General features: G+C 46.3%; 15 protein-coding genes. 2 read left to right on the top strand and 13 right to left on the bottom strand.

Features of this window, described 5'->3' with window-relative positions:
* Nucleotides 1-70 precede the first annotated feature (70 nt).
* On the bottom strand, nt 71-2,536 hold the full coding sequence (locus ASG33_RS13145) for a BamA/TamA family outer membrane protein (protein ID WP_229238636.1): 2,466 nt from the start codon (nt 2,534-2,536) through the stop codon (nt 71-73).
* On the opposite strand from ASG33_RS13145, the gene ASG33_RS13140 reads away from it, so the two are divergent.
* Nucleotides 2,536-3,297 carry an RNA methyltransferase gene (locus tag ASG33_RS13140; protein WP_056285578.1) on the top strand — a complete coding sequence of 254 codons (762 nt, stop codon included), beginning with the start codon at nt 2,536-2,538 and terminating at the stop codon, nt 3,295-3,297. The two genes, ASG33_RS13145 and ASG33_RS13140, sit on opposite strands and share 1 nt — an antisense overlap.
* Here ASG33_RS13140 and ASG33_RS13135 read toward each other — a convergent pair.
* The 8 genes from ASG33_RS13135 to ASG33_RS13105 all read right to left on the bottom strand — a co-directional run bounded on the left by ASG33_RS13135 (nt 3,294) and on the right by ASG33_RS13105 (nt 16,366).
* Entirely contained in the window at nt 3,294-4,085 is a 792-nt protein-coding gene (locus ASG33_RS13135) for a queuosine precursor transporter (protein WP_056285575.1), read from the bottom strand. The genes ASG33_RS13140 and ASG33_RS13135 overlap by 4 nt on opposite strands.
* Before the next feature lie 4 nt (nt 4,086-4,089).
* A complete protein-coding gene (locus tag ASG33_RS13130) occupies nt 4,090-5,334 on the bottom strand; it encodes a pyridoxal phosphate-dependent aminotransferase (RefSeq protein ID WP_056285572.1) in 1,245 nt (414 codons plus the stop codon).
* Between the two features lie 72 nt (nt 5,335-5,406).
* Nucleotides 5,407-5,577, bottom strand: a complete 171-nt coding sequence (locus ASG33_RS25780; protein ID WP_157474742.1) for a hypothetical protein — start codon at nt 5,575-5,577, stop codon at nt 5,407-5,409.
* A 120-nt stretch (nt 5,578-5,697) separates the two neighbouring features.
* Nucleotides 5,698-6,603 carry a BT_3987 domain-containing protein gene (locus ASG33_RS13125; RefSeq protein ID WP_082489205.1) on the bottom strand — a complete coding sequence of 302 codons (906 nt, stop codon included), beginning with the start codon at nt 6,601-6,603 and terminating at the stop codon, nt 5,698-5,700.
* Nucleotides 6,604-6,613: 10 nt separating this feature from the next.
* Nucleotides 6,614-8,188, bottom strand: a complete 1,575-nt coding sequence (locus ASG33_RS13120; RefSeq protein WP_056285565.1) for a SusD/RagB family nutrient-binding outer membrane lipoprotein — start codon at nt 8,186-8,188, stop codon at nt 6,614-6,616.
* A gap of 10 nt (nt 8,189-8,198) precedes the next feature.
* A complete protein-coding gene (locus ASG33_RS13115) occupies nt 8,199-11,354 on the bottom strand; it encodes a SusC/RagA family TonB-linked outer membrane protein (protein WP_056285563.1) in 3,156 nt (1,051 codons plus the stop codon).
* 269 nt (nt 11,355-11,623) lie between these two features.
* Nucleotides 11,624-13,084 (bottom strand): SusD/RagB family nutrient-binding outer membrane lipoprotein, encoded by a 1,461-nt coding sequence (locus ASG33_RS13110; RefSeq protein ID WP_056285560.1) that lies wholly within the window; start codon nt 13,082-13,084, stop codon nt 11,624-11,626.
* A 6-nt stretch (nt 13,085-13,090) separates the two neighbouring features.
* Nucleotides 13,091-16,366 (bottom strand): SusC/RagA family TonB-linked outer membrane protein, encoded by a 3,276-nt coding sequence (locus tag ASG33_RS13105; RefSeq protein WP_229238635.1) that lies wholly within the window; start codon nt 16,364-16,366, stop codon nt 13,091-13,093.
* A 426-nt stretch (nt 16,367-16,792) separates the two neighbouring features.
* Here ASG33_RS13105 and ASG33_RS13100 point away from each other — a divergent pair, with 426 nt between their 5' ends.
* Nucleotides 16,793-18,112: an amidohydrolase gene (locus tag ASG33_RS13100; RefSeq protein WP_082489204.1), complete on the top strand. Its 1,320-nt coding sequence runs from the start codon at nt 16,793-16,795 to the stop codon at nt 18,110-18,112.
* Here ASG33_RS13100 and ASG33_RS13095 read toward each other — a convergent pair whose 3' ends face one another.
* The 4 genes from ASG33_RS13095 to ASG33_RS13080 form a co-directional block, all read right to left on the bottom strand.
* On the bottom strand, nt 18,113-18,913 hold the full coding sequence (locus tag ASG33_RS13095; RefSeq protein ID WP_056285553.1) for an SDR family oxidoreductase: 801 nt from the start codon (nt 18,911-18,913) through the stop codon (nt 18,113-18,115).
* Between the two features lie 4 nt (nt 18,914-18,917).
* A complete protein-coding gene (locus ASG33_RS13090) occupies nt 18,918-19,850 on the bottom strand; it encodes an LD-carboxypeptidase (RefSeq protein WP_056285550.1) in 933 nt (310 codons plus the stop codon).
* A gap of 20 nt (nt 19,851-19,870) precedes the next feature.
* Complete coding sequence (locus tag ASG33_RS13085) at nt 19,871-20,197, bottom strand: DUF721 domain-containing protein (RefSeq protein ID WP_056285547.1); 327 nt, start codon at nt 20,195-20,197, stop codon at nt 19,871-19,873.
* Between the two features lie 61 nt (nt 20,198-20,258).
* Nucleotides 20,259-23,219 (bottom strand): glycoside hydrolase family 3 N-terminal domain-containing protein, encoded by a 2,961-nt coding sequence (locus ASG33_RS13080; RefSeq protein WP_056285543.1) that lies wholly within the window; start codon nt 23,217-23,219, stop codon nt 20,259-20,261.
* Nucleotides 23,220-23,443: the final 224 nt, after the last annotated feature.

Genomic DNA, 23,443 nt, shown 5'->3' with positions numbered 1-23,443 from the left:
GATTACAAATATAACAAGAAAACGAAGATAACTGACAAACTGTCATGGAATGTGACCGGCGGAAAGCGGGTCAGAAGGGATATCCTACACCCAGATTGATGTTCAGGAAATTAGGTTGTGTTTTCTTGAACAGTTTGTCGAATTGCAGTTCGTCAAGCACAAATTTCTGAACTGCCGGATCATAAACCTTGATCCCGAAGTCAAACCGAAGGATAAAAAAGGACAAATCGTAACGGATACCAAAGCCGGTACCGACGGCAATTTCACGTGCAAAACTACCCGCTTCAAACTTCTGTGATTCAGCCGCGGTACTATTCAGGTTCCAGACATTTCCCGCATCGATAAAGAGCGCATAATTGATATCGCCAAAGAAATTGGCCAGGTACCCGCGCCATTCCAGGTTACCTTCCAGCAGGAATTCGCCCGGCGACTCTATCGAAAGATTGTTGACCGTCAATCGCGGCGGAGAAGAACCTGGCCCGAGCCTCCTGGGAAGCCACGCGCGCAAGCTATTGGAACCACCTGCAAAAAAGTACTTCTCGTAAGGAGGTACCTTGCTGTCTCCATAGCTGTAAACCGCCCCGCTGTTAATGCGTGCCACAAACGAAGACCGTTTTCCAACCGGCCAGTAGCGGCGGTAATCCGCATTCCACCGGAGGTATTTGTAAAACAGCAGATCGTCGCCGAAAACGTGCCTGATCAGCTGCTGTTGCTTTGGCAGGATATTCAGCGAAGTTCCACCCGATTCCAGCGCAAGCCTGAAATAGGTAGCGCGTTTCGGAGGGCCGATCAATGCATTGGTATTGTAGACAAAACTTGCATTGATATCTGACACAAATGATTTCTGAAAGCTGTTTGCCAGGTTATTCCCTTGCTTGAATAAGTCGTCGAGTAAACTCTGAAAATCAGCCCGGATATTCTGGGTGTTCAGAATATTCAGATCAACCAGCGACACATTAAAGAGCGTCTTGTTCGTGGGCTGCCACGAATAGTTTATTGCGGCTTTCACGTTCGTACGTGTGTATTCGGGCCTGTTTACGTAATTGTAACCCAAACCAACTTGCGTACGCGGATTGTAATTGGCCGTTTTGCGTTGCAGGAAAGTCCCTGGTGCCAGCAGGCGCGGGAAGATCAGTGAGGTATTTAACCCGATTTCTTCACTACGGTAAATATCCTGGTCACCGATAAATCCGGGAACCAGCTCAATGCCGCCGCGTAGGTTAGCTTCAAAATTTTCCAGTCCATTGAATACATTCCTGATCTTGTAAGACAAATTGGCAAATGGCCCCGGCGCGCCTTGCAGCTGGATTACATTCAAACCGACGTCGGTAGAAATCTGGTACTTCTTCAAGGGAATAACCTTGAAATAACTGTTGATACCATAGCCAGTCGAATCCAGGGTGTAGCTGTAATTGACGAAATCAAACTGGTCCGTAAGCGAAAGTTGCTGCTGCGTTCCCCTTTCTTTGGCCTGACTGTAAAAATCGCCCGGGCGCATCTGGATCTTGCTGTCGAGGATCCGTTTCGAAAACCGTTTTTCGCTGAAAACGTACTGAATGCCCTTGAAGCTGCTGGTATCTTTCCTGAAAAGTGAATCGGGAGTTCCGGCTGCGGGGAGTACTTCGAAGTGTACGGAGTTGATCTTGTACCTGACAGGATTGTTGTTTTTACCAGGCATTTCCACGCGCACATTCACGTCCACGGATTTGAAAGTGCTGTCTGTTTTCGGATTGGTAATGGTATCGTTTACGAGATAGGATACATTCTGGCGGGAAAAACCCATATAACCTTCGTTCCGCATTAAAGTTTCTATCCTGATACGCTCTTCTTCAAAGCTATCGCCATCGTAACGCTTTTTGCTGGCCAGTGCCGCATTCTTGGAAGTCGCATTGATAATGCTGTCTGCAAGCACATTTTTAACCTGGTAATAAACATCCCTGATGATCGTCGGCTTGTTTTCAGTTACCAGATAATTGATCTTGACGCGGTTCAGGATTGTGTCGGGCTCGTAGCCTACTTTTGCTTCAAAAAAGCCGTTATTATAGAGGTAGCGCTGCATCTTATCCGCATTTTGGGCGACCTCCTCCATTCGAAAATAAACAGGTGCTTCGCCCAATACGCGCATCCAGAAATTACCCTGGGCAGCGCGCACCTGCGCTTTTTCAAGTTTTTTGGCATAGCGACGCTGTACCTTTTCGAGCTTTTTGGGAGAATTTTCGTGAATCCGGGATTCTTTCTGATAATTTTGCGTGACCTCGATTACCTTCCTTTGCTTTTCCTCCTTGTTGTAGAACAGCTCACCAAAGCGATAGAGTCCGACATACGGGAAAATGGGCAATCCCAGCAACCGGCGGTTTGGTTTTTGAGGGATCAATGCGTCGAGCTCGGCGTCGCTAATGGCGCGGTTGCCTTTGATGGACGAGTTTCCGAGATAGTAGTTATTGTTGGTGGGGGAAGAATTGGGTGTGCAGGAAAACAATCCTGTGAGTACAAGGAAGGCGACGAAGCTGTATGTAATCCTAGAATTGATATTCAATGCTGTCAAAAAATCGTATTAAGTATATTAACTCGCTCAAAATCAAAAAGTACAGGCAGCTGCATCAGGCTTTTATAGTCGAAGGTGCCAAGAGTGTTCTGGAATTATTTGATTCCGCTTTCGAAATCGAGTTTGTATTAGCCACAATCGAATTTCAGCAAAAATACTCAACTATTCTGTCCCGGCATAGTGCATCCTTAGAAACGGTCACCATGCAGGAGCTGGAAGGATTAGGTTCTTTCCAGACGAACGATTCCTGCCTCGCTGTTGCTAAAACGAAGGAAAATACGTTTTTGTCTCAGGAAGGAAATGAATTTGTGTTGATTTTGGACGATATCCGCGATCCCGGAAACCTCGGTACGATCATCCGGGTGGCCGACTGGTACGGAATCAGCAAAATTGTCTGCTCGGAAGGTACTACTGATTTTTACAACCCCAAAGTAATCGCCGCTGCAAAAGGTTCTTTTACCCGGATCAAAACCTTTTACACAAACCTCGACACTTACTTAGCTGAAAACAAGCATGATAAACCTGTTGTCGGTGCATTTCTCGGCGGCGCTTCCCTTTATGAATTTGAGTTTTCCTCCAATGGCGGGTTTATCGTTATGGGGAATGAATCCAATGGGATCAGTGACGAGATTGGTGCATTCGTAAGCGACAGGGTTACCATTCCAAGGGTGGGAGAGGCCGAGTCATTGAATGTGGGCATTGCCACTGCGATTATGCTTGATAATATGCGGCGGCAGATTCCGGTGCATTAATTCTCATGAGCCGCCCTGTGCGAAAGTTCTTCCGCGTATTCTTTTCCGAGGTAATTGTCGATAAAATAATGGGCAATGTAAATCACGGGAGTGAGCAGGATTGCAACTACTCCTTTATACAAATAGTTAATGGTACCTACCGAGAATATCTGCTTCAGGTCCCAGTTTCCAAATACATAAAATGCAATCGTGATCACCACGAAGCTGTCTACAAGCTGTGAAAACATGGTTGATCCGGTCGCGCGCAGCCAGATGTACTTACTGCCTGTTTTTCTGCGGAGCCACGAAAAAACAAAAACATCCAGCAACTGGCCAAGCAGGAAAGCGGTGATAGACCCGATCATAATACCCAAACCCTGGTTGAATATCTTTGAAAATGCATCATTGATATTAAATACATTTCCGTGAGAATCGGTATTGTTCAGGTCAAGCCAAAACTGCGCAGGAGGTAATTTGGTTGAGAAGAAAATCGTAATAAAAGTATAAACAATGAGCGCGGAAGTGAGATAGGAGATCCTTTTCACTCCTTTTCTACCAAAATACTCATTGATAATGTCGGAGGTAATAAACACAACCGGCCAGTTGACAACCCCCGCGGTCATGTTGAAATCCAGTCGCTGTCCCCCGATCAGCAGGTTTGCGGGCGGGATACCAAGTAGGGTCTCGACGGAAAATATTTTCCCGCCGGTAATCTCGGCAATCAATGCATTGGTGATGAATATAGCGCAGAGCACTAAAAAGAGCTTCTGCCGCTTGGCTTCCTGAATCCTGGTTTCCGGTGTGGACATTTGTTTAAACAATCAGGTCCTCAACGGTGCGTGAAGAAAGTACCCGCCGGTTTTCAAGGAAAAATTCCAGCTTATCCATCGCCTGGTTGAGCTCGTCGACGGTTGGTAGAAAAACAATGCGAAAGTGATCGTCAGATATGTAGTTGAAGCCTGTTCCCGCTACTACGAGTACTTTCTGGTCAGCCAGCAGGTTGAATACAAACTGATCATCGTTTTTGAGCCCGAACTTTTTCAGGTCGATTTTCGGGAAAACATATAATGAGCCTTTGGGCTTTATACAGGTAACACCGGGAATGGACACGAGCCTGTCGTACACCAGGTTCATTTGCTTGTAAAGCCTGCCGGATGGAGCGACAAGTTCCTTGATGCTCTGATAGCCACCTAATGCAGTTTGAATCGCATATTGCGTGGGTACATTGGCGCAAAGGCGCATACTGGCGAGTAGCAGTAAACCTTCTGTGTAGGATTTTGCTTTTTGCTTCGCTCCGCTCAATATCATCCAGCCACCACGGAAACCCGCCGAACGGTAGTTTTTGGAAAGTCCGCCATAGGTAACACAAAGGGTATCTGTCACCAGCGAGCCCATTGGGTAATGTACTGCGCCATCGTATAAAATCTTGTCGTAAATCTCGTCGGAGAAAATGATAAGTCCGTGTTCTTCGGCAATTTTGGCAATGCGCATCAGCACATCTTTCTCGTAAACTGCGCCAGTCGGATTGTTAGGGTTAATGAGGACGATCCCTTTTGTCCGTGAAGTAATTTTCTTTTCAAGATCATCAAGGTCGGGATTCCAATCAGATTCTTCATCGCAGATGTAGTGCACGGGAGTGCCGCCGCTGAGTGCAATGGAAGCAGTCCAGAGCGGGTAGTCCGGCGAAGGTACCAGAATTTCGTCGCCCGGATTAAGCAGTGCCTGCATGGAAAGCAGGATCAGCTCGCTTACGCCGTTTCCAATAAAGATATCGTTGATCTCAACATCCTGAATGCCGATTGTCTGTGTATAATGCATAACAGCCTTGCGGGCCGCGAATAATCCTCTGGAATCCGAATAACCTTGCGCATTGCGCATGTTCATGATGATATCGTGAACAATTTCGTCGGGTGAATCAAAACCAAACGGAGCAGGATTGCCGATGTTCAGGTTATGGATCTTATAACCCTGGCTTTCAAGCTCTAATGCTTTCTGGTAAGTAGCGCCACGAATTTCGTATTTGAGATTGTTGAGGCGCTGGCTTTTGAGGAATTCCATTGTATTATCTTGAATCGGTTTTTTTCAAAGTTAAGCAAATATGTTAAAGAGACGATCCTGAGCGGGATTTGCTTATCGGTTTTTAAGACTATCGATGATCACTGACATCAACAGAAATCCGACCACACCATAAAAGAACGGGCTGATCTCCCAATTCTGGATTCGAAAGACAACCAGAACAGCAATCATGCCGACAAGCAAGATGATCGACAAAATCCGAACGGCAGCGAGATACGTTTTCATAATTTATTCAACTGGCTGATAGTGGATAAAAGAATAGGAGATGTAATATAGCAAAAGCCGGCCATTTGGCCGGCTTTTGCTATATCTAAGAATCGAATTTACCGAAATGTGATCCGAAGCTTATTGCCTCACCAGAATCTCCTCGGTAACACGCCATCCATTTCCCCCCATATACCCATATCGCAAATAGAAAGTTTTGGTTGCAGGGTCATAGGTATTGTTTGCTTTGCTCGCATTAGCCCACGCAGGCATGTAAGGGGTGGGCAACCCAGTATTAAATTGCGTATACGGAGCTCCCGCCGCACCAGCAGCCGGCGTAATAGTCACCTTGTTGGTCGCTGGATCAACAGTAACATTTGCGAAATAACCAGAACCTCCCAAATCTCCAAGCTCCACTTTGACTGTGGTTGGCGATACCGTTTCCATGTGCTTATCTGCGTGAACCGCACGAGGGGCAGTTGGATGGTATACATAACCCGTTGACTCGTAAGTAGCATCGTAAATGTTTTTGGCCTTCACAGCCAAAAGAATTGTGCCGAAATTGCCACTTACAACACCTGTGGAAGCCGATTTAATCTGAATCGGTAGCACGTAATTTTTGGCAAAATCAAATTGCGAAGGCTTCACCTTAATCACAACCTGGGCAGTCCGCTGGCCTTTCGGAATAACAACCGTTGCGGGGATCGTATACAGATTTGACTCGAGTACATCGTATTCTTCTTCCTGCTCATTGTTATACTGCGTCACCGCGGCAGTATCAACTCCCAGTGTTACAGTAATGTCTTGTGGCGCTACGTGCGCACCAGAGTAACTCACAGTGACCGGATAGTCTGCCTCAGGCGCCAGGTCAAAAGATTTTGAATACAGAGAATATGTACTTCCGCTTGGTGAAGCGAAGCTGGATGGGTTTTTGAACTCAACGACATTCGTCGATGTGTCCGGATCCAGGTTCATGTCATCTTTCAGACAAGAGGTTACGGCCATACCAAAAAGGAATAAGCCAGCTATTTTTATTGAATAGTTCATATCAAATTTTTCAGTTAGGATCCCAGAAGATCAAATCAGTAAACGGGTTAATCACTCTGTAATTTCCGGCATTGTATGATTGCTCGGAAGTCGGATAAAGGATTCTCGAAGGAAGCTTGTCAGCACGTGTGGAGGTTGACAGCATAGAGGCAATGTTACGATAACCATCACCATTTGGCTGTGTAACGGGATAGCCTGTTCTCCTGAATTCATTGTAACCCTCTTCTGAGTTGATCATATTTACTGCAATCCATTTCTGGGTGATAATTGCTTCCAGGCGCTGCGCAGGTGTTGTGGCCAGCTTGATGTTTACAAGGTAACTTTCGTCATTGTCGGCTTTGTAAGCTGCAACGTCTGTGGCCACGTTCTTTCCTGCGGCCACTACGTTAGTTACATCTTTATACAGGTAAGTGTAAGATGCCGCAATACCAGCATCAAAAGTTGCCGCATAGTCGCCGGTAAGCAAGCCTTTCAATTGCGCCTCTGCCTGCAGGAATTTCGCTTCTGCCAGTAGCATTAGTACTTGTCCCTGACCAGGTCCTTTCAAGACACCTAATGCATTGCTGATGCTGGAAGCGCTGCTGAAAGTTCCGGTATACCAGGTAGAGTAATTGGTAATGATTGTTGGTGCATCTACCTCGTCGCCAAGCTGGTTCACCGGCGTGTTGGTTGCGAAGTTTTTGTAGATCACCGAGCCTCTCCCATTGTCAGTTAATTTTGGACCTTTGTAAAACCCGAAAGCGAATTCAGTTGGAATGCGGGAAGAGTTGGCAAGTGCGCCGGTTGTCTGATATCCCCAGGTGTTCCAAAGTGGATTTGGCTTATCTTTTACATAGCCAGGATTCACAATCGCATCATCAGCAATGAAGCCAAGCGTTTTGTCCATCGCAGCAAATTTCGTTGTGACAAATGATGAAAGTGCAGGCACGCCAGAAACACGGATCAAAATGCGCAGCTTGATGGTGTTAGCAAATCGCTTCCATTTCGTCATATCCCCGCCGAACATCGGATCGGAAGACGAGTTAAGTGCAGTTGGAAACTCTGCTGCATCAATAAGGGCAATTGCTTCGTCCAGCTTCGTTACCAGATCCTGGTAGATGGTTGCTGCATCGTCATACTTAGGTGTCAGGTTTGCATTGTTCTGCAAAGCCTCCGTGTAAGGCACGTCACCAAATGCATCAACGAGCTTCTGAAAATTATATGCAACCATGATGTTGGCAGCGGCATTGGCATAAGCCAGCTTGTCGTCGCCTTTTGTCTGGTCCATTACATATTTGTAATCGTTCAGATTGTCATAGGCATTTACCCACAATGCATTGTAGTTGTCAGGGATTAGCTGGTAGTTGAACAAATTGCCAAAACCTGAGAAACCGCCGGCGTTAGCAATATAGCCGCCAAAATGACCGCCATAGCTATTATACTGGCTCGATACCGAAGCCGTTCCCGTGATAGCTGCCGGTAATACGAGCAGTGGCTGTACAGTTGTAGCCTGGTTGGGGTTGGTGTTGATATCGAGATAATCACTACAAGATGACAGGACCGTGACAAGCACTGCCAGCATCCAACTGATGTTATATCTTTTCATTGGTATTTAATTAGAATGTTAGTGATAAGGTGCCGCCGAAATAACGCGCAGGCGGTGTTTGTCCAAGGCTGGTAAAACCTACCGCATTGCTGTCTGAACCTAATGCGCTATACTCTGGATCGGTGTACAGGTTTGATTTTGGCGCCCATATAAAGAGGTTTCTTCCCTGAACGCTGATGCTTGCACCTTTAATTACTTTTGTTTTGTCGAGTAATCCGGCAGGCAGGTCGTAGCCAATGGATGCTTCACGCAATTTCCAGAAACCCGCAGAGTTGGTGTAGTTCTGACCAATGTTGGTATTTCTTGTTCCATCAGTCCAGAAATCAGCACCACCACTTCTTACCGCAATGTTGGTGTTCTCTACATACTGGCCTTCTGAATTCAGGTAAGAAGAATTTGGAATCACAAAACGGTCCCTGTTGTACCAGCCAGTGCGAACGCCAGCACCAGAAAAGTCATATCCTCCGGAAACTGAGTTAAAAATATAATGACCATTACGGTACTCGAACAGTAAGCTCAATCTCAATTTCTTGTAGCTAACTGTTCCATTCAAGCCAAGAATGTGCGGCGGGTTGGTAATACCTACATCCTTGAAAGTGCCATTCGTAGAAGGGTACCCTGTTTTCGAATCAACGATGATTCTTCCCTGGTCATCGCGGTTGTAATCAGTTACCTGAAGAAGCGGGAAAGGAGAGCCTACTTTAGCGATAACTTTCGCAGCAGAACCCGAAGAACCAACACTCAGCTCATTTGATTGTGCAGAAAGAGAAAGTACTTCATTCTGGTTGTAAGTGTAGTTACCACCAAGTTGAACTGTCAGTCCTGTTGCGGTTTTGATAGGTGTAATGTTCAAGGACGCTTCAATCCCTTTGTTTTCTACCTCACCGATGTTAGTTCTCAAAGATCCGAAGCCGGTCGAGTTAGGAATCAAAACAGTGATGGTTTGATCAACTGTGTTGGTTTTGTAGAAAGTAATACCACCACCTATGCTCCATGGGCGGAATTCGAAATCGATACCACCCTCAATTCCTGTTGTGATCTCAGGTTTCAGGTTGGAGGAAACAAGTGTATTATCCAGCACAAAACCGGCACCACTTGTATAGGGATATCCGTAGCCTTGTGAGAAGGTGCTGCTCAGTGAGTATGCGCCGAGGTTATTCAATGGAATAGGGCCGAAATCCCGGTTGTTGCCCAGGTTCACCTGGCCAACCTGTGAGTAACCCGCGCGTAACTTCAAGCTTTGCAGGATGTCGGAATTGGTAAGTGCCGGAATAGCGTCGCTGGCGATGAAAGAAATGTCAGCAGACGGATAGAAGAATGAACGGTTTTCTTTTGCCAAAATTGAACGCCAGTCATTTCTTGCTGTCACGTGAAGGTAAAGCAATTCTTTAAATCCAAGACGTGCTTCTCCATACACACCGATTTGGCGTGCTTTATAGTTTCCTTCGTTTGCAATCGGCGGGTTAAGGCTGTTGCCGATGTTGTAAAGTCCGTCAATTACGAGACCATTAGCTACAACACCCATTGCTTTTGTTGCATTCTCACGAACAGTCGTTCCCACGGCAACATTCAGGTTGAATGCAGGACTCAGATTTGTTTTAAATTCAGCTAAGAAGTCGTTGACAAACTGCGTCGTATAACCTGCATAATCAACAACCTGACCAGCGATATCTGTCTTCGAACTTCCTGAGATGCTTTTTGTATAATCAGTATAAGTGAACTTACCTTGATGTACTTTACCAGACAAATTCCGTCCGCTCATACCCACTCGGTAAGTGAATGTTAATGGTTTCAGTGGATTCCATTTCAATTCCATATTACCCTGCAGATAATCATTACGCTGATTCCAACGGTTGTTGGATAGTGTGAAGTAAGGGTTTTGATAATATTCGTTGAAATAACCATTTGGGTTAGCAAATGGATTATTCTGCCAGTCCTCATACTTCGTTACATCCACTTGGCTGGGCGACATCAAAAGGTTTTCATACGCCGCGCCCGTCGCGCTACTTGTGTTGGTACGGCCTGCTATAAAGTTGGTGTTGAATGACGCCGTCAGGTTTTTGTAAATGTGGCGCACAACATTGGCACGCACGCTGTAACGCTTGTACCCGTCATAAGGAACAGTTGATTTTTGGTCAAAATACTGTGCAGACAGGTAGAATGTGCCTTTGTCATCTCCCGAAGTAACACTAAGGTCAGTCTGGTTTGCAACGCCGGTGTTCCAGAAATCTTCACGGAAATTTTGCGCTGAATAAGGTACAGTCTGAATAGAACCATCTTCCAGCGGCTTTCCAATATTCACCATCGAACCATCGAACGCAGGTCCGTACTGCTGGTTTTCGTAAGGGGTATAAGATGGTACATCATCCGGTGTTGTTCCTGAACCAAAACCTTTCTGCAGCTGAGGAAGAAAACTTACTTTCTCAAGCGTAGTTGTGTTGGAGATCTTGAACTGGGTTACACCTGATTTACCTTTTTTGGTAGTCACGATAAGTGCACCGTTGGATGCATCCGATCCGTACAATGCCGCTGCACCTGCTCCATTCAAAACCTGGATATCCTCGATGTCCTCAGGGTTGAGGTTTCCAAGTATATCATTTGTGGAAATGATGTTGTCGATGACAACGAGCGCCTGGTTGTTACCCGTAAGTGAACGGTTACCGCGAAGTACCAGACGGTAGTTAGGGTTCACCCCGCTGCTCACACCCATTACCAGCAATCCCGGCACACGACCTGCAAGACTCGCCGCCACACTGATCGGCTTACCCTGTACAATGTCCTGCGCTTTTACGGTAGTGGACTGGTTACCCAGCTCGCGGCGCTGCGCAGTTAAACCGCCCGCCGTGATCACAACCTCATTCAATGCAAGTTCGTCCAGTGTCAGGACTACGTCCAAATTGCCTGACGCCGGCGCTTTCAGCTCCTGGTTAAGGAAGCCGACGAAAGAAAAAATAAGTGTTTGACCCGGGCGCGCATTAATGCTGTATTCGCCTTTGTCATTGGTAAGCGTACCGGTGTTTGTTCCGGCAACCCTGATAGATACGCCGGGAAGAGATGACCCGTCGTCTTTGGAAGTAACCGTCCCGGTCACCTCTCTGCTTTGGGCGTAGACCTGGCTGCAAAGCAGCAGCAAGCCCCCCAAGAAGGGTAATAGAAATTTTTTCATTAAGTTAGGTTTGTTATAAAATAATTGTCTGTAAAAATAATATTTGTCCTGACAATTACAACAGCATTTTTACGAAACTCAAAAGAATATTTACTCCAAAAAGATTTATTAGGCCGAAATTGCATGTAAAAGGGTTTTTATTCAAAATTATCTGTACAATCGAAATGTGACCAATCGGTTACAGTTAATATTGGCTAAATTGTATTTTACTGCTAAAACAAAAAAAGGCGGACACTGTCCGCCTTTTTTTGTTTTGTATGACTTTCGGGTTAGAATTTGTCCCACCACAATTTGGTAGTAACAACGTCTCCGCCGATAGCAGTTGCAGCTGCTTCACGGTTTGCTCCGTTCAGCGTTTGCTCATTGATCGGGTAGATCATCCGGGTAGGGATTGCAAGTCCGGCAGGTGCATTACCACCTGTTGGAGGCAACAATCTTGGGAAATCCAATCTTCTCCATTCAACCCATGCTTCCCAACCTCTGTTGTAAAGTGCAAGCCATTTCTGGAAGCCGATTTTCTCTTTCCAGTTGGCAGCAGCAGTAGCATAAGCCACTTTTGGTTGTGCCAGGTAAGCAGTTGTAGCAGCTGTAATTTCAGCAGCAGGCTTGTTGATATTGCTCATCCAGTATTCGATAGAAGCACCAATGCCTTTGTTGTAGTGCTCTGCAGCAGTACCTGCAATGAAACCTCTTTCAACAGCTTCCGCTAGTAGGAACTCAACTTCTGCGTAATCCAGAAGAATGCCTTCCAGATCCGGCTCGATGATGTTATCACCCACGTGAGAGAATGCCGAATAGGTATTTGAAAAACCGTAGTTTCCGCCTACATATTTACCGTTAATATCAGTAAAGAATGCAGCACGTCTGGGGTCATTCAGATCATTCATTGGGTTAACGATCGTTGCTGAGGCTACAAAATCCTGACGGCTGGTATACAGCGGGTTCAGATTTTGCGCAATTACGTTATAGTTTGGCGGGGTATCAATGTAAGGGAATGCCGCATTGTCGTTGTTCGAAGTGAAAACATTTGGTGCCGCTTGTGCTACCAGTGTTTTCGCTTTTGCAGGATCGCTGTCAGCAATGATCATCGCCAGTTTCAGTTTCAAAGAATTTGAGAACTTAACCCATTGCGAAAGATCTCCTTCGTAAAGCAAATCGCCGTTTTCAAATCCAACTCCGTTCGTGCTGAATTTCGGAATTGCAACGTCCAGACGTGCAAGCAAATCGTTGTAAACAGTTTGTGCATCGTCGTATTTTGGAAGAACATTGTCCGGGTTCAAAGCTTCTGAGTAAGGAACGTTACCAAACGTGTTCACAAGCGCGGCCCAGGCCATTACTTCCACAACTTCTATCTGAGCAAGCTGTACATCTCTGTTTGCAGGAACGATGAATTCGTCCTCTTTCAACAGTCTGCGTGCTTCGTTCAAATCAGAGATTACACCCTTGTAAATTCCCTGCCAAAAAGCCTGAGGAACCGTACGTGCTGTTACATTGTAGCGAGGCTCATCCAGGTAAGTGGTTGTTGCCCAGTGTTGTACGTATAAACGGTAGTTGTTCACATTCACGTTGGGGCTGGTCAATGTATCAGCAAGCCCTTTCAAAGCATTGGAGAACAACGTAACCGGCGGTACCTCCGACGGACGCTTTGCATCCACATTGTAATCATCCAGGCTGTCAACACACGCGGTCATCAGCAGGATTGGAAGAAAGAAAATGATTAATCTTTTCATATTTTTTTAAAAACGCAGTTTAACATTGAATCCATAACTTCTAACTGCCGGATACGCACCACTTTGATATCCACCTGCACCGTTCAGCTGTCCTGATCCCAAACCTTCTTCCGGATCCTGGAAATCCATGTTTTTGTGGATGATCCATAGGTTACGTCCAATTACAGAAACGTCGATTCCTTTGAATGCGCGCAGTTTCGCAACGATATCCTGAGGAATTGAGTAAGTCAATGCAACCTCTCTCAATTTGATATAGCTTGCATCGTAAATGTACATCGCACGTGGCGGGTTAGCAGGGTATCCGTATGCCGTGTTTCCGTTACCGTCAGAGTTTTCTGCTCTCACGTCGTTTGGAGTACCATCTGCTTTTACACCTGGGAACAACACACCACCTGGTTTGTCTGTCAAGCCTAGTTTGTTACCCTTTGCATCGTAGTTGTAAGCAGGGTCTCTTTTTGGGTTGCCAAGTTCGTTAAGTCCGGCTGTGATCGGATAAAGACCAGTTCCTTCTCCATACCACTGATCCAGTGACCACACATCTCCACCGTGACGAATATCAAGCAGGAAGCTCAATGCAATGGATTTGTATTTCAAATTGTTGCTAACACCACCGATCCAGTCTGGATTAGGGTTACCAATGATCTTAGCAGAACTTGCAGATGCTGCATACATACCATTTGAACGAACGATTTTCTGTCCATTTTCGTGGTATTCGAAATCTGTACCTCTGATGATACCGAAAGGCTGTCCAACAGCAGCATTCAGGGAAACTCCACCTTGCAGGGAAGCAACAGGAACGTTTTCAACACCTTCATACAGGCTGATTACCTTGTTTCTGTTACGTGCAAAGTTTGCATTGATTGTCCATGAGAAGTCAGCTGTTTTAACCGGAGTTACGTAAGCAGAGATCTCGATACCTTTGTTTTGTACTTCCCCTGAGTTGATATACTTGAAAGCAAATCCAGTTGCAGCAGAAATCGAAACTGGCAGGATCTGATCAAGTGTTTGTGAGCGGTAGTAAGTGAAATTAAAACCTACACGGTCATTCAGGAAAGCAGTTTCCAATCCGAACTCATAGCTTTTTGTACGCTCTGATCTCAGGTTAGGGTTGTTTTTCGTGTTACGCAACGTGAAGTATGGAATTGATCCGATACCGGTTGGTTTGTCATACACGTCCAGGATACTTCCCCATGGTGCATCATTACCTACTTCTGCATAGTTGGCGCTCAGCTTACCCATTGTCAGCCAGTCCAGTCCAAGGCCCGGAAGATTTGAGAAATTGAAGTTGGCACCTACCGCTGGATAGAAGTAAGTATTATTGTCTTTCGGAAGCGTAGAAGATTTGTCTTGTCTTGCTGTAAGGTCAAGGTTAACAAGGTCTTTGTAACCAAAAGAAGCCTGTGCATAAAGACCATCCACACCAATGCGCTGGTAAGTTTCAGAAGGAGCTTCGATCGGGTTGATAGAGTTCAGCAGGGAGTAAAGTCCCGGTACAACCATACCTCCGTTTGTTTTCGCTCTTACTGCATTCAGCTTGGATCTGCGCATGCTTCCACCCGCCAAACCAGAGAAGTTAATGTCTTTGGTAATGGCTTTGCGGAAGTTGAAGATTACGTCAAGGTTGGTTTCATTGAAAGCACGGTTGTAGCGGCTGTATTCAGCTGGATCAGCGCTACCGAATGCAATTCTTTCTTCCTGAAAATCCTGTGTTCCGTTATAAGCGAAGCGGCCTGTCACGTCAACCCAAGGAGCGATTTTGTAGACAGCCTGCGCATAACCGAAGAAGTTATCACGCGTATCGTTTGAATAGTTCTGGTAACGGGAGTAGTATGGGTTTTCTGAGTAGATAGGTCCATTATTCTCGAAACGAGCTGTCGGGCTACCCCAGTTCCAGGTTACATTCTGCTGGTTTCTGAAATAAGCATCTTTTTGTTCAAGTATGTCAACGTTGGTCTGGAACCACTGTCTGAACTGCTGGTTAGGGTTTTTGCCATCATAACCAGTTCCGTAGCGGCCAAGACCTTTGATTTGCGAATAGTTCGCATTTGCCTGAACAGAAAGCTTTTTCGTAATGTCGAAAGTAGCTGAGAAGTTGAACAGGTTTTTTCCAAGTTTACTGTTTGGCAGCACACCTTTTTCGTCGTTACGTGTGTAACCAACTTTGAAGGTTGTGTTTTCGCCGCCACCTGTGATGCTGATGCTCTGGTTTGAGTTTAAGCCTGTTTCATAAAAAGAAGCAGGGCCGTTTTTAGCTGCAACCCAGGGAGTCATTTTTTGGTAGTTAGGAGAGCTTGGATCCAATGCATCCCACTGATAAACCATCACAGAAGGATCAAATTTCGGACCGAAAGAAGCATCTGCATCAAATAGCGTGATGTTACCTTCTCCTGAGCCCAGGTTGCCACGGTAAAAACGGGTTTTAGCCCGGTCACCATCGTAACCTGCACCATATTCGTTCTGATATTTTACAAATGTCGACTTGTCAATTTTACCCCAGGTAACACCGCTGTTGACAGTTATGTCAAAGCTGTTTTTACGTCCCTGTTTGGTAGTAATCAAAATAACACCATTTGATGCACGTGAACCGTACAATGCAGTTGCAGCAGCACCTTTCAAAACGTTAACAGAAGCGATGTTGTCCGGGTTAATATCGGCTGCGGCATTACCGTAGTCAGTTCCGGCGCGTCCTGTTTGCTGATCAGAAGTGTTCGTGTTTGCATTAGAAACGGGTACACCGTCAATAACCCACAAAGCCTGGTTGTTACCGGTAATGGATTTGTAACCACGGATAACCGCGCTGGTCGATCCACCCATGTTGTTATTTGTCTTGATATCCAGACCGGCCACTTTACCAGAAAGTGCATTCATTACACTCGGGTTACGCGCCTGTGTGATCTGTTCTGCATTTACCGTCTGGGCAGCATATACCAGCTCATTTCTTTTTCTCTCTTGTCCCAGGGCAGTTACAACAACTTCCTGCAACTGGCTCACGTCGTTTTTAAGAGATACATTGATCGTAGTCTGATTGCCTACCTCCACTTCCTGAGACTGGAAGCCGATAAAACTGAACACTAAAGTAGAGCCTTGTGCAGCTGAGATCGAGTACTCACCCTGCGTGTCGGTGGTAGTACCGCGAGTAGTACCTTTCAAAGAAATGTTGACACCGGGGAGCCCTGAGCCATCTTCAGCGGTGACCTTGCCAGTCACAGCCCGATCCTGCGCATACAATTGCGTGCACAAAAGCACCATGCAGCCCAGTAGGGATAATAGAAACTTCCTCATACGTGATTAAAGAATTAGTTGTAGTTATGTTAACACAATGTTGCAAAATTAATTATTAGTTTAACCATTACAACGTTTCTATTGCGAATTTTCAAAATATACTTTGGTTTGACATGCGTTTTTGGAAAATATTATAATTCATATCGGGGTTTTTTAACGATTTTGTAAATGTTGAAAATTTTGCTAAAAACAGTCTCTTATTATATAAATGTTAACATAACTCTCTATTTGTTAACTTTTTCGTATAATTACCTTTAACATCTTTTAACTTTTACAATCTGCACGGCTTAGCTATACGCAGCTGTTCAAAAGAATAGATCTAAATAGTATTTCCCAGTTTCCGTTGGACGTATCTTAGTCTAAGTAACTTTTGCAATGCCTTCTCTGATTGTACTATTTTAATATATACTACAAATTAAACCCCATATGTCACCAAAGGTAATTTTCGTCGCCGGAGCGCTCTTGTTTGGGCACATTGCATTCGCGCAGCCAATTGCTGCTGTTAAGATCGATCAGAAAGCGCAGTCGCTGGAAAAGAAGCTTTCGGAGTGGCGACGTGATTTTCACCAAAACCCGGAACTGGGAAACAGGGAATTTAAAACCGCAGAGAAAATAGCAAATCACCTGAAGCAGCTGGGGATCGAGGTGAAAACCGGCGTGGCACATACAGGTGTTGTCGGAGTGCTGAAAGGTGGGAAGCCAGGTCCGGTAGTGGCCCTCCGTGCAGATATGGATGCTTTGCCCGTAACCGAGCGCGTAGATGTACCTTTCAAATCAACCGTAACAGCGGAATTCAACGGGCAGAGGACGGGCGTAATGCACGCCTGCGGACACGACACCCACGTGGCTATACTGATGGGGGTAGCCGAGGTACTTGCGTCCATGAAAGCCGACCTGCCGGGAACCGTGAAGTTCATTTTCCAGCCTGCCGAAGAAGGCGCGCCGGAAGGTGAAGAAGGCGGTGCAAAGCTGATGATTAAGGAAGGTGTTCTTGAAAATCCGAAGGTCGATGCCATTTTCGGGCTACATATCGATTCAAAAATCGAAGTAGGTAAGATAGGATATAAGCCGGGGCCGACAATGGCCGCTGTGGATATACTGAACATCAATGTTACCGGGAAGCAAACCCACGGTGCATATCCCTGGTCGGGCGTGGATCCCATAGTTACCTCCGCCCAGATCATCAACTCACTACAAACCATTGTGAGCCGCAACCTGAACCTGACGCAGGCGCCGGCAGTAGTTACCATCGGAATGATCAATGGCGGGATCCGGCAGAATATTATTCCGGAATCTGTGAAAATGGTTGGAACAATCCGCACGTTTGATGAAGGCATGCATCAATATGTTCATAAGCGGATCAATGACATTGCTACTAATGTGGCCGAGAGTGCAGGAGCGAAGGCAGACGTGAAAATCGATATCCTCTATCCCGTTACCGTCAACGATATTCCGCTCACCGAAAAGATGATCGGTACACTTCAGAATGTGGCAGGCAAAGAAAATGTAAGTCTAATTCCCGCGAAGACCGGCGCCGAAGATTTCTCATACTTTCAGCAAAAGGTACCCGGGCTTTTCTTTTTTCTGGGCGGAATGCCGAAAGGGAAGGATGTGGAAGAAGCTGCGCCGCACCATACACCCGATTTCTATCTGGACGAAGGCAGCCTCGTACTCGGTGTAAGGTCTCTTACCCGGCTCACAACAGACTATATGCAGGCAGCCAGCGCGAAACCGGCGAAAAAATAATTATTCAGGAATGTTCTTCCTCACCTGATCAAAAAGCAGGCTGGGGAAGAATCTTTTTACATAGATCGCCGCTACCTCTTTCAGCCCGCCGATGTAAATCTCCTTTTTGTCTTTTCTTACCGCATTCAGGATCTTCCGTGCACATTCATCGGCAGGTATTCCATTCGCCTGATTGGAGTCCATTTTGCCAAACTTACCGCCCGACTCATTCAATGCACTAAGCGAAATGTTTGTGCGGATATACCCCGGGCACACAGTAGTTACTTTGATGTTGTCCTGATATGCTTCTGCACGAAGTGAATCGTAAAAGCCGTGCAACGCATGTTTAGCTGCATTATAGCCCGACCGCATGATTGTACCTATTTTCCCGGCCACGCTGCTGATCACAATGAAGTGCCCGCTTTTCTGATCTGTCATAAATGGCAGCACCGCCTTCGTAAGTGCAACTGTACTGAAAAAGTCAATCTCCATAATTTTTTTATACACATCCAGGTCAGTATCCCTGATATAGGATCGCTGGCTGACGCCTGCATTGTGTACCATAATATCGATGCGCTGAAAGCGATCGATTACTTGTTGGGCAGCAGGTACGGCTTTTTCCAGCTCAGTTACGTCCATAGGTAACACCAGCACAGCTTCTTCCGGCAAGCCCGTCGCCTTTTTCACTCTTTCCAATTCCTCTCTTCGCCGCGAAGTCAGAACCAGCTGTGCGCCTTCGCGGGCAAACTCCATTGCCAACGCTTCCCCAATGCCCGAACTCGCGCCGGTAATCCAGACTACCTTATTTTTAAAATTGTCCATAAAATTAAATCGAAGCGGAAACAGGCAGGAATTTCAGATGGGCTGCCTCCGTATTTACGTCGAGTTGAGCAGGCATACCTACGCACATGGCGCGGTTATCACCCACGTGGCCGACTGGAAAATTGAAACATACGGGATAGTTATACTCCTTAATATGTTCATAAATGATCTCATTCGCATCTTTCCCGAATGTAGGTGCACTGTTGTCTTTCATATCGGTAAACTGTCCCACTACCAGCCCGGCCAAATCTTCCAGTTTTCCTGCTCTTTTCATCTGGATCACCATTCTGTCCAGATTGTAGAGGTACTCGTTAATGTCTTCTATAAAAAGGATCTTACCTGTAAAGTCGATTTCCGTTTTGGAGCCGATCAGGTGGTTGAGGATACAGAGATTTCCACCCACTATTGGCGCGGTCGCTTGCCCGGTTTTGTTCAGGGGATATGCGTCGATGGAGTATTCGGGTAGCTCTCCAAACAACAGCTGCCTGAGCGATTCTTCCGCCTTTTCGCCTCCGTAAGTAGTAATCGATTTCGCCATTGGCGCGTGGAGACTGGCGTAACCCAATTGATATACCTGTGAAAGCAGTACAGTCAGGTCACTGAAACCGACGATCCATTTAGGATGTTGTAAAAACCGTTCGAAATTGAGTCCGTCCACGATGCGGGAGCAGCCATAACCGCCACGCGCTGCAATAATGGCGCTAATGTCCGGATCGTCAAGCATTTTTTGCAGATCATTCCTGCGGGTTTCGTCGTCGGCAGAAAACTGGTTGAATGCAGTGTTCAGCGTTTCGCCTTCTTTTACCTGCAAGCCCCATTTATTTGTAAAAATGCCAATGCCGCCGAGGATATCATCATACCTGATCACACTTGCCGGCGCCACTATGCCAATGTGGTCACCAGGTTTTAAAAAAGGAGGAAGTTTGATTGGATTCATGAACAGTGTTGGTACTAACCTCAAATAAAAATCACATCATCAACCAGATCACTCTTCATCTCCCTGTTGATAAGCTCGATGATTTTGCTTTTGGCGCGGAAAAGTTCGTTGCGCAACGGGGCAGATTCTATTTGCAGGAAGAGTGTCCGCTCGTGGATATATACCTTCCGGGTGCGTGTGGCAATTGCCGATCCCATGATCTTGTCCCAATGCGCCACCACGTACGACTGGTCAAACCGGGTACGTAGCCTGTACTTTTCCAGCATCTGATCTATCGCGTCTTTCAGCGGGGTTACGCCCGGTCGCCGTGACGCTTTTTCCTTGTCAAACCGATAGTGTTGTGCCATATTGTTGGAGAGGTGAGTAGTACAAAGGTAGGAATATTAAAGCCCTGCTGCCAGTTGCTGCCTACTTTTTCAGCAGCTCCTGGTACACCACATCCATGATCGACGTCCGTATGTTCAATGTCGATATCTTGCTGTTTTCCCTAGTAGGATATACTCTGTTCGACAGGAAAACGTAGTTCAGGTTCCATGCAGGATCGGCCCACGTCATAATGCCTGTGTAGCCGGTATGCCCGAAGCTGGACGGACTTGCATATTTAGGCGCATTGCCTGAATACTTGAATGTAGGCTTGTCAAATCCGATCCCGCGGCGGCTGCCTGTTTCAGGATACTGATATCTTGTAAACTCTAAAAGCGCATCTTTGCTAAGCAGCTGCTGGCCGCCATAGTAACCTTGCTGCAGGTACATTTGCCACACTTTCATCACATCATTTGCATCCCCGAAAAGTCCGGCGTGGCCGCTCAATCCGCCAAGCATCGCGGCGGCTTCATCGTGCACTTGTCCGTGCAACTGTGTCATCCTGAAAAATGTGTCACGCTCGGTCGGAACGATATCTTCCAGCTTGTAAAACCGTTTTGGATTAAATGTCAGCGAGTTGGCGCCCAGCTTGTGGTAATAATGGTTTTTCAGGTAATCCTCAAAATTTTCACCCGATAACCTTTTCACGATCTGTGGGTAAAGTATGAACGACAAATCGCTGTATACATAACCTTCCTTTTCATTCAATGGAGAATCGCGGATGGATTTAAATATCGTTTTGTCATAATCTTTGAAGATAAACAAGCTGTCGCCCACAACTGAGATCGGGTATTTCCTCGATTGTTTGGTGCTGAAAGTCTTCTTCTTCCAGCTTCCGTCGGCATTTTGTGCCTCTTTCCAAAGTACGATAAATGCTTTCAGCCGTGCGCTGTGCGTCAGTACCTTTCTCCATTCCAGGTCCGCCTTGTTAGATTTTTCAAAATCAGGCAGATAATCCTTCATTGTAGCATCAAGATCAAACTTCTTCTGGTCCCACAGGCTCATCAATGCGAGCGTCGATGCAGTGATTTTGGTTACGGAAGCCAGATCATACAAGTCAGTCAGCTTTACATTTGCATTGCCTTCATAGGTATGTTTTCCGTAAGCTTTCCTGAAAAACACTTTTCCATCTTTCGCGAGTTGCACCACGCAGCCAGGCGTTGCTTTTTGTGTTACTGCAAGATTTGCAATGGAGTCGATTTTGTAAGTAATGATCCTGGAATCCATTCCAAGTTCCTCAGGAATTGTGTATTTCAGTCGGCCGATCGCAGGCGTTTCAATACCTGCATTGTACGGAAATTGTGCATTTACAGTAACGGGCAATTTGCCGCTCGCCGGTATTGCACCGAAAATCAGCTGCGCAGAAAGGTCCTGCGTGTAAGGTGTCAGCTGATACGCCATTACCAGCGCCTTTGCATTCGCCGCTTTTTCGATCTTGTTTAAAGAATATGGATTACCGAATATCGAAACCACCGACTTGTTTGTCGCGATCAGCTCCTGCAGTACTGCATTCATCGGTTCAGTCAGCCCGTAGTTGGTTTTGGGAGAGATACTACCCAGATGTACACCAACAAGCAGCAGGTTGTAATCCTTTATTTTCGCCCTCAATGCAGCAATCTGGGCCTCCGTAGCTTTTGCCGGGATGTAAAAGTGATCAACGGATGTATAAAGTTCGAGCGTTTTTTGGAAAGTGGTGACGGTATCCGCACCTAGCGAAACAGAAGCGATTTTCAATGTATCCAGGTCGCGCAGTGGCAGCAGGTTATTGTCGTTTTTTAAAACGGTTAATGCTTTTTCCGTCAGTAACCTGTTGATCAGCTCGGCCGATTTCGGGTTCAGGTCTTCGTACAGGTTATTCATATCAACCGGCTTGTAGTGGTCGAGTCCGGCCCACGCTTTTGCCATTAAAACCTTTTTGCAGCGCTCATCGATTTCCTGCTGGGATATCCGGCCCTCCGCAATGCTCTTCTTGATCTCGGCAATGGATTTGTTCACATCCTCTGTAAATTCCAGAATATCCATACCGGCTTCCAAGCCCATTGCGTCGGCTTTTCCATCCGGGAAATACTTGGTCACACCCTTCATATTCATCGCGTCGGAATAAATCAGTCCGTCAAAACCAAGCTGTTTTCGCAGAATATCTGTTACAATTGGCTTGGATAATGTCGAAGGAAGGTTAGGGGTTTTGTCCAAAGCCGGAATGCTCAAATGCGCAATCATAATACCGCTGATCCCATTGCTGATCAATGCTTTGAACGGGTACATTTCAAGTGAATCGATGCGCGTCACATCGTGTGCGATCAACGGAAGATCAAAATGCGAATCAACCCCAGTGTCCCCGTGGCCCGGAAAATGTTTTGCGCTGGTAAGTAGCCCGTTATCCTGCATTCCCTTCATGTAGGCCACAGCTTTATCGGCTACCTTGAACTTGTTTTCACCAAAAGAGCGAAAGCTGATCACCGGGTTGTTCGGATTGTTATTCACATCGGCAACGGGAGCAAAGTTGATATGCATGCCCAGCCTTTTCGCTTGTCTGGCCAGCTGCGCGCCCATTTCATAGATCAGGTCGTTGTTGCCCTGGATCGCGCCGAGTGTCATTTGATAAGGGTACCGGACTGTGCTGTCAATGCGCATTGCCAGTCCGAACTCCGCGTCCATTGCTACCAGCAGCGGTACTTTTGAAATGGATTGATAGTGGTTTGTCAGTCGCGCCTGTGGTACCGGCCCGCCCTGGAAGAACACGATGCCCCCAACTTTATTTTCGCGAATCAGTTTTTCAACCATCTCCGGGCTACTCGCCTTCGGATCGATCAAAGCCCTTTTAACATCCGATACCGCCGGGATCATGATCAGCTGCGCAATCCTTTCGTCAGGCGTAAGTGACGCGAAAACTGAGTCAACCCATTTTTGGTTTTTAGCAAGATATGTCGGGGAATTGCCGGTTTGGGCTTTTGTCAGGAAACTGTTTAAAAGCAGAAAAAGGAATAACAAGTGCGGGATTTTCATTACAGGGGATTGGTGTATGCTATTTTCTAGATTTGAATGGTATGGTTCTGGTACTTTAAGTATGTTACTACTCCTTTGTCACCCTGAGCGGAGTCGAAGGGAACATGCGAGATGCTTTGTGCCCGCCCTTCGACTCCGCTCAGGGTGACAAGGTTAGTAATGCGCCTAGGGTGACAAGGTAGGTGAACAACTTAGCTAGCATCCCTCGTGGATCTTCGAATTTG

Source organism: Dyadobacter sp. Leaf189, from assembly GCF_001424405.1.
Lineage (GTDB): Bacteria > Bacteroidota > Bacteroidia > Cytophagales > Spirosomataceae > Dyadobacter.
This window is presented reverse-complemented; position numbering and strand designations above follow the sequence as displayed.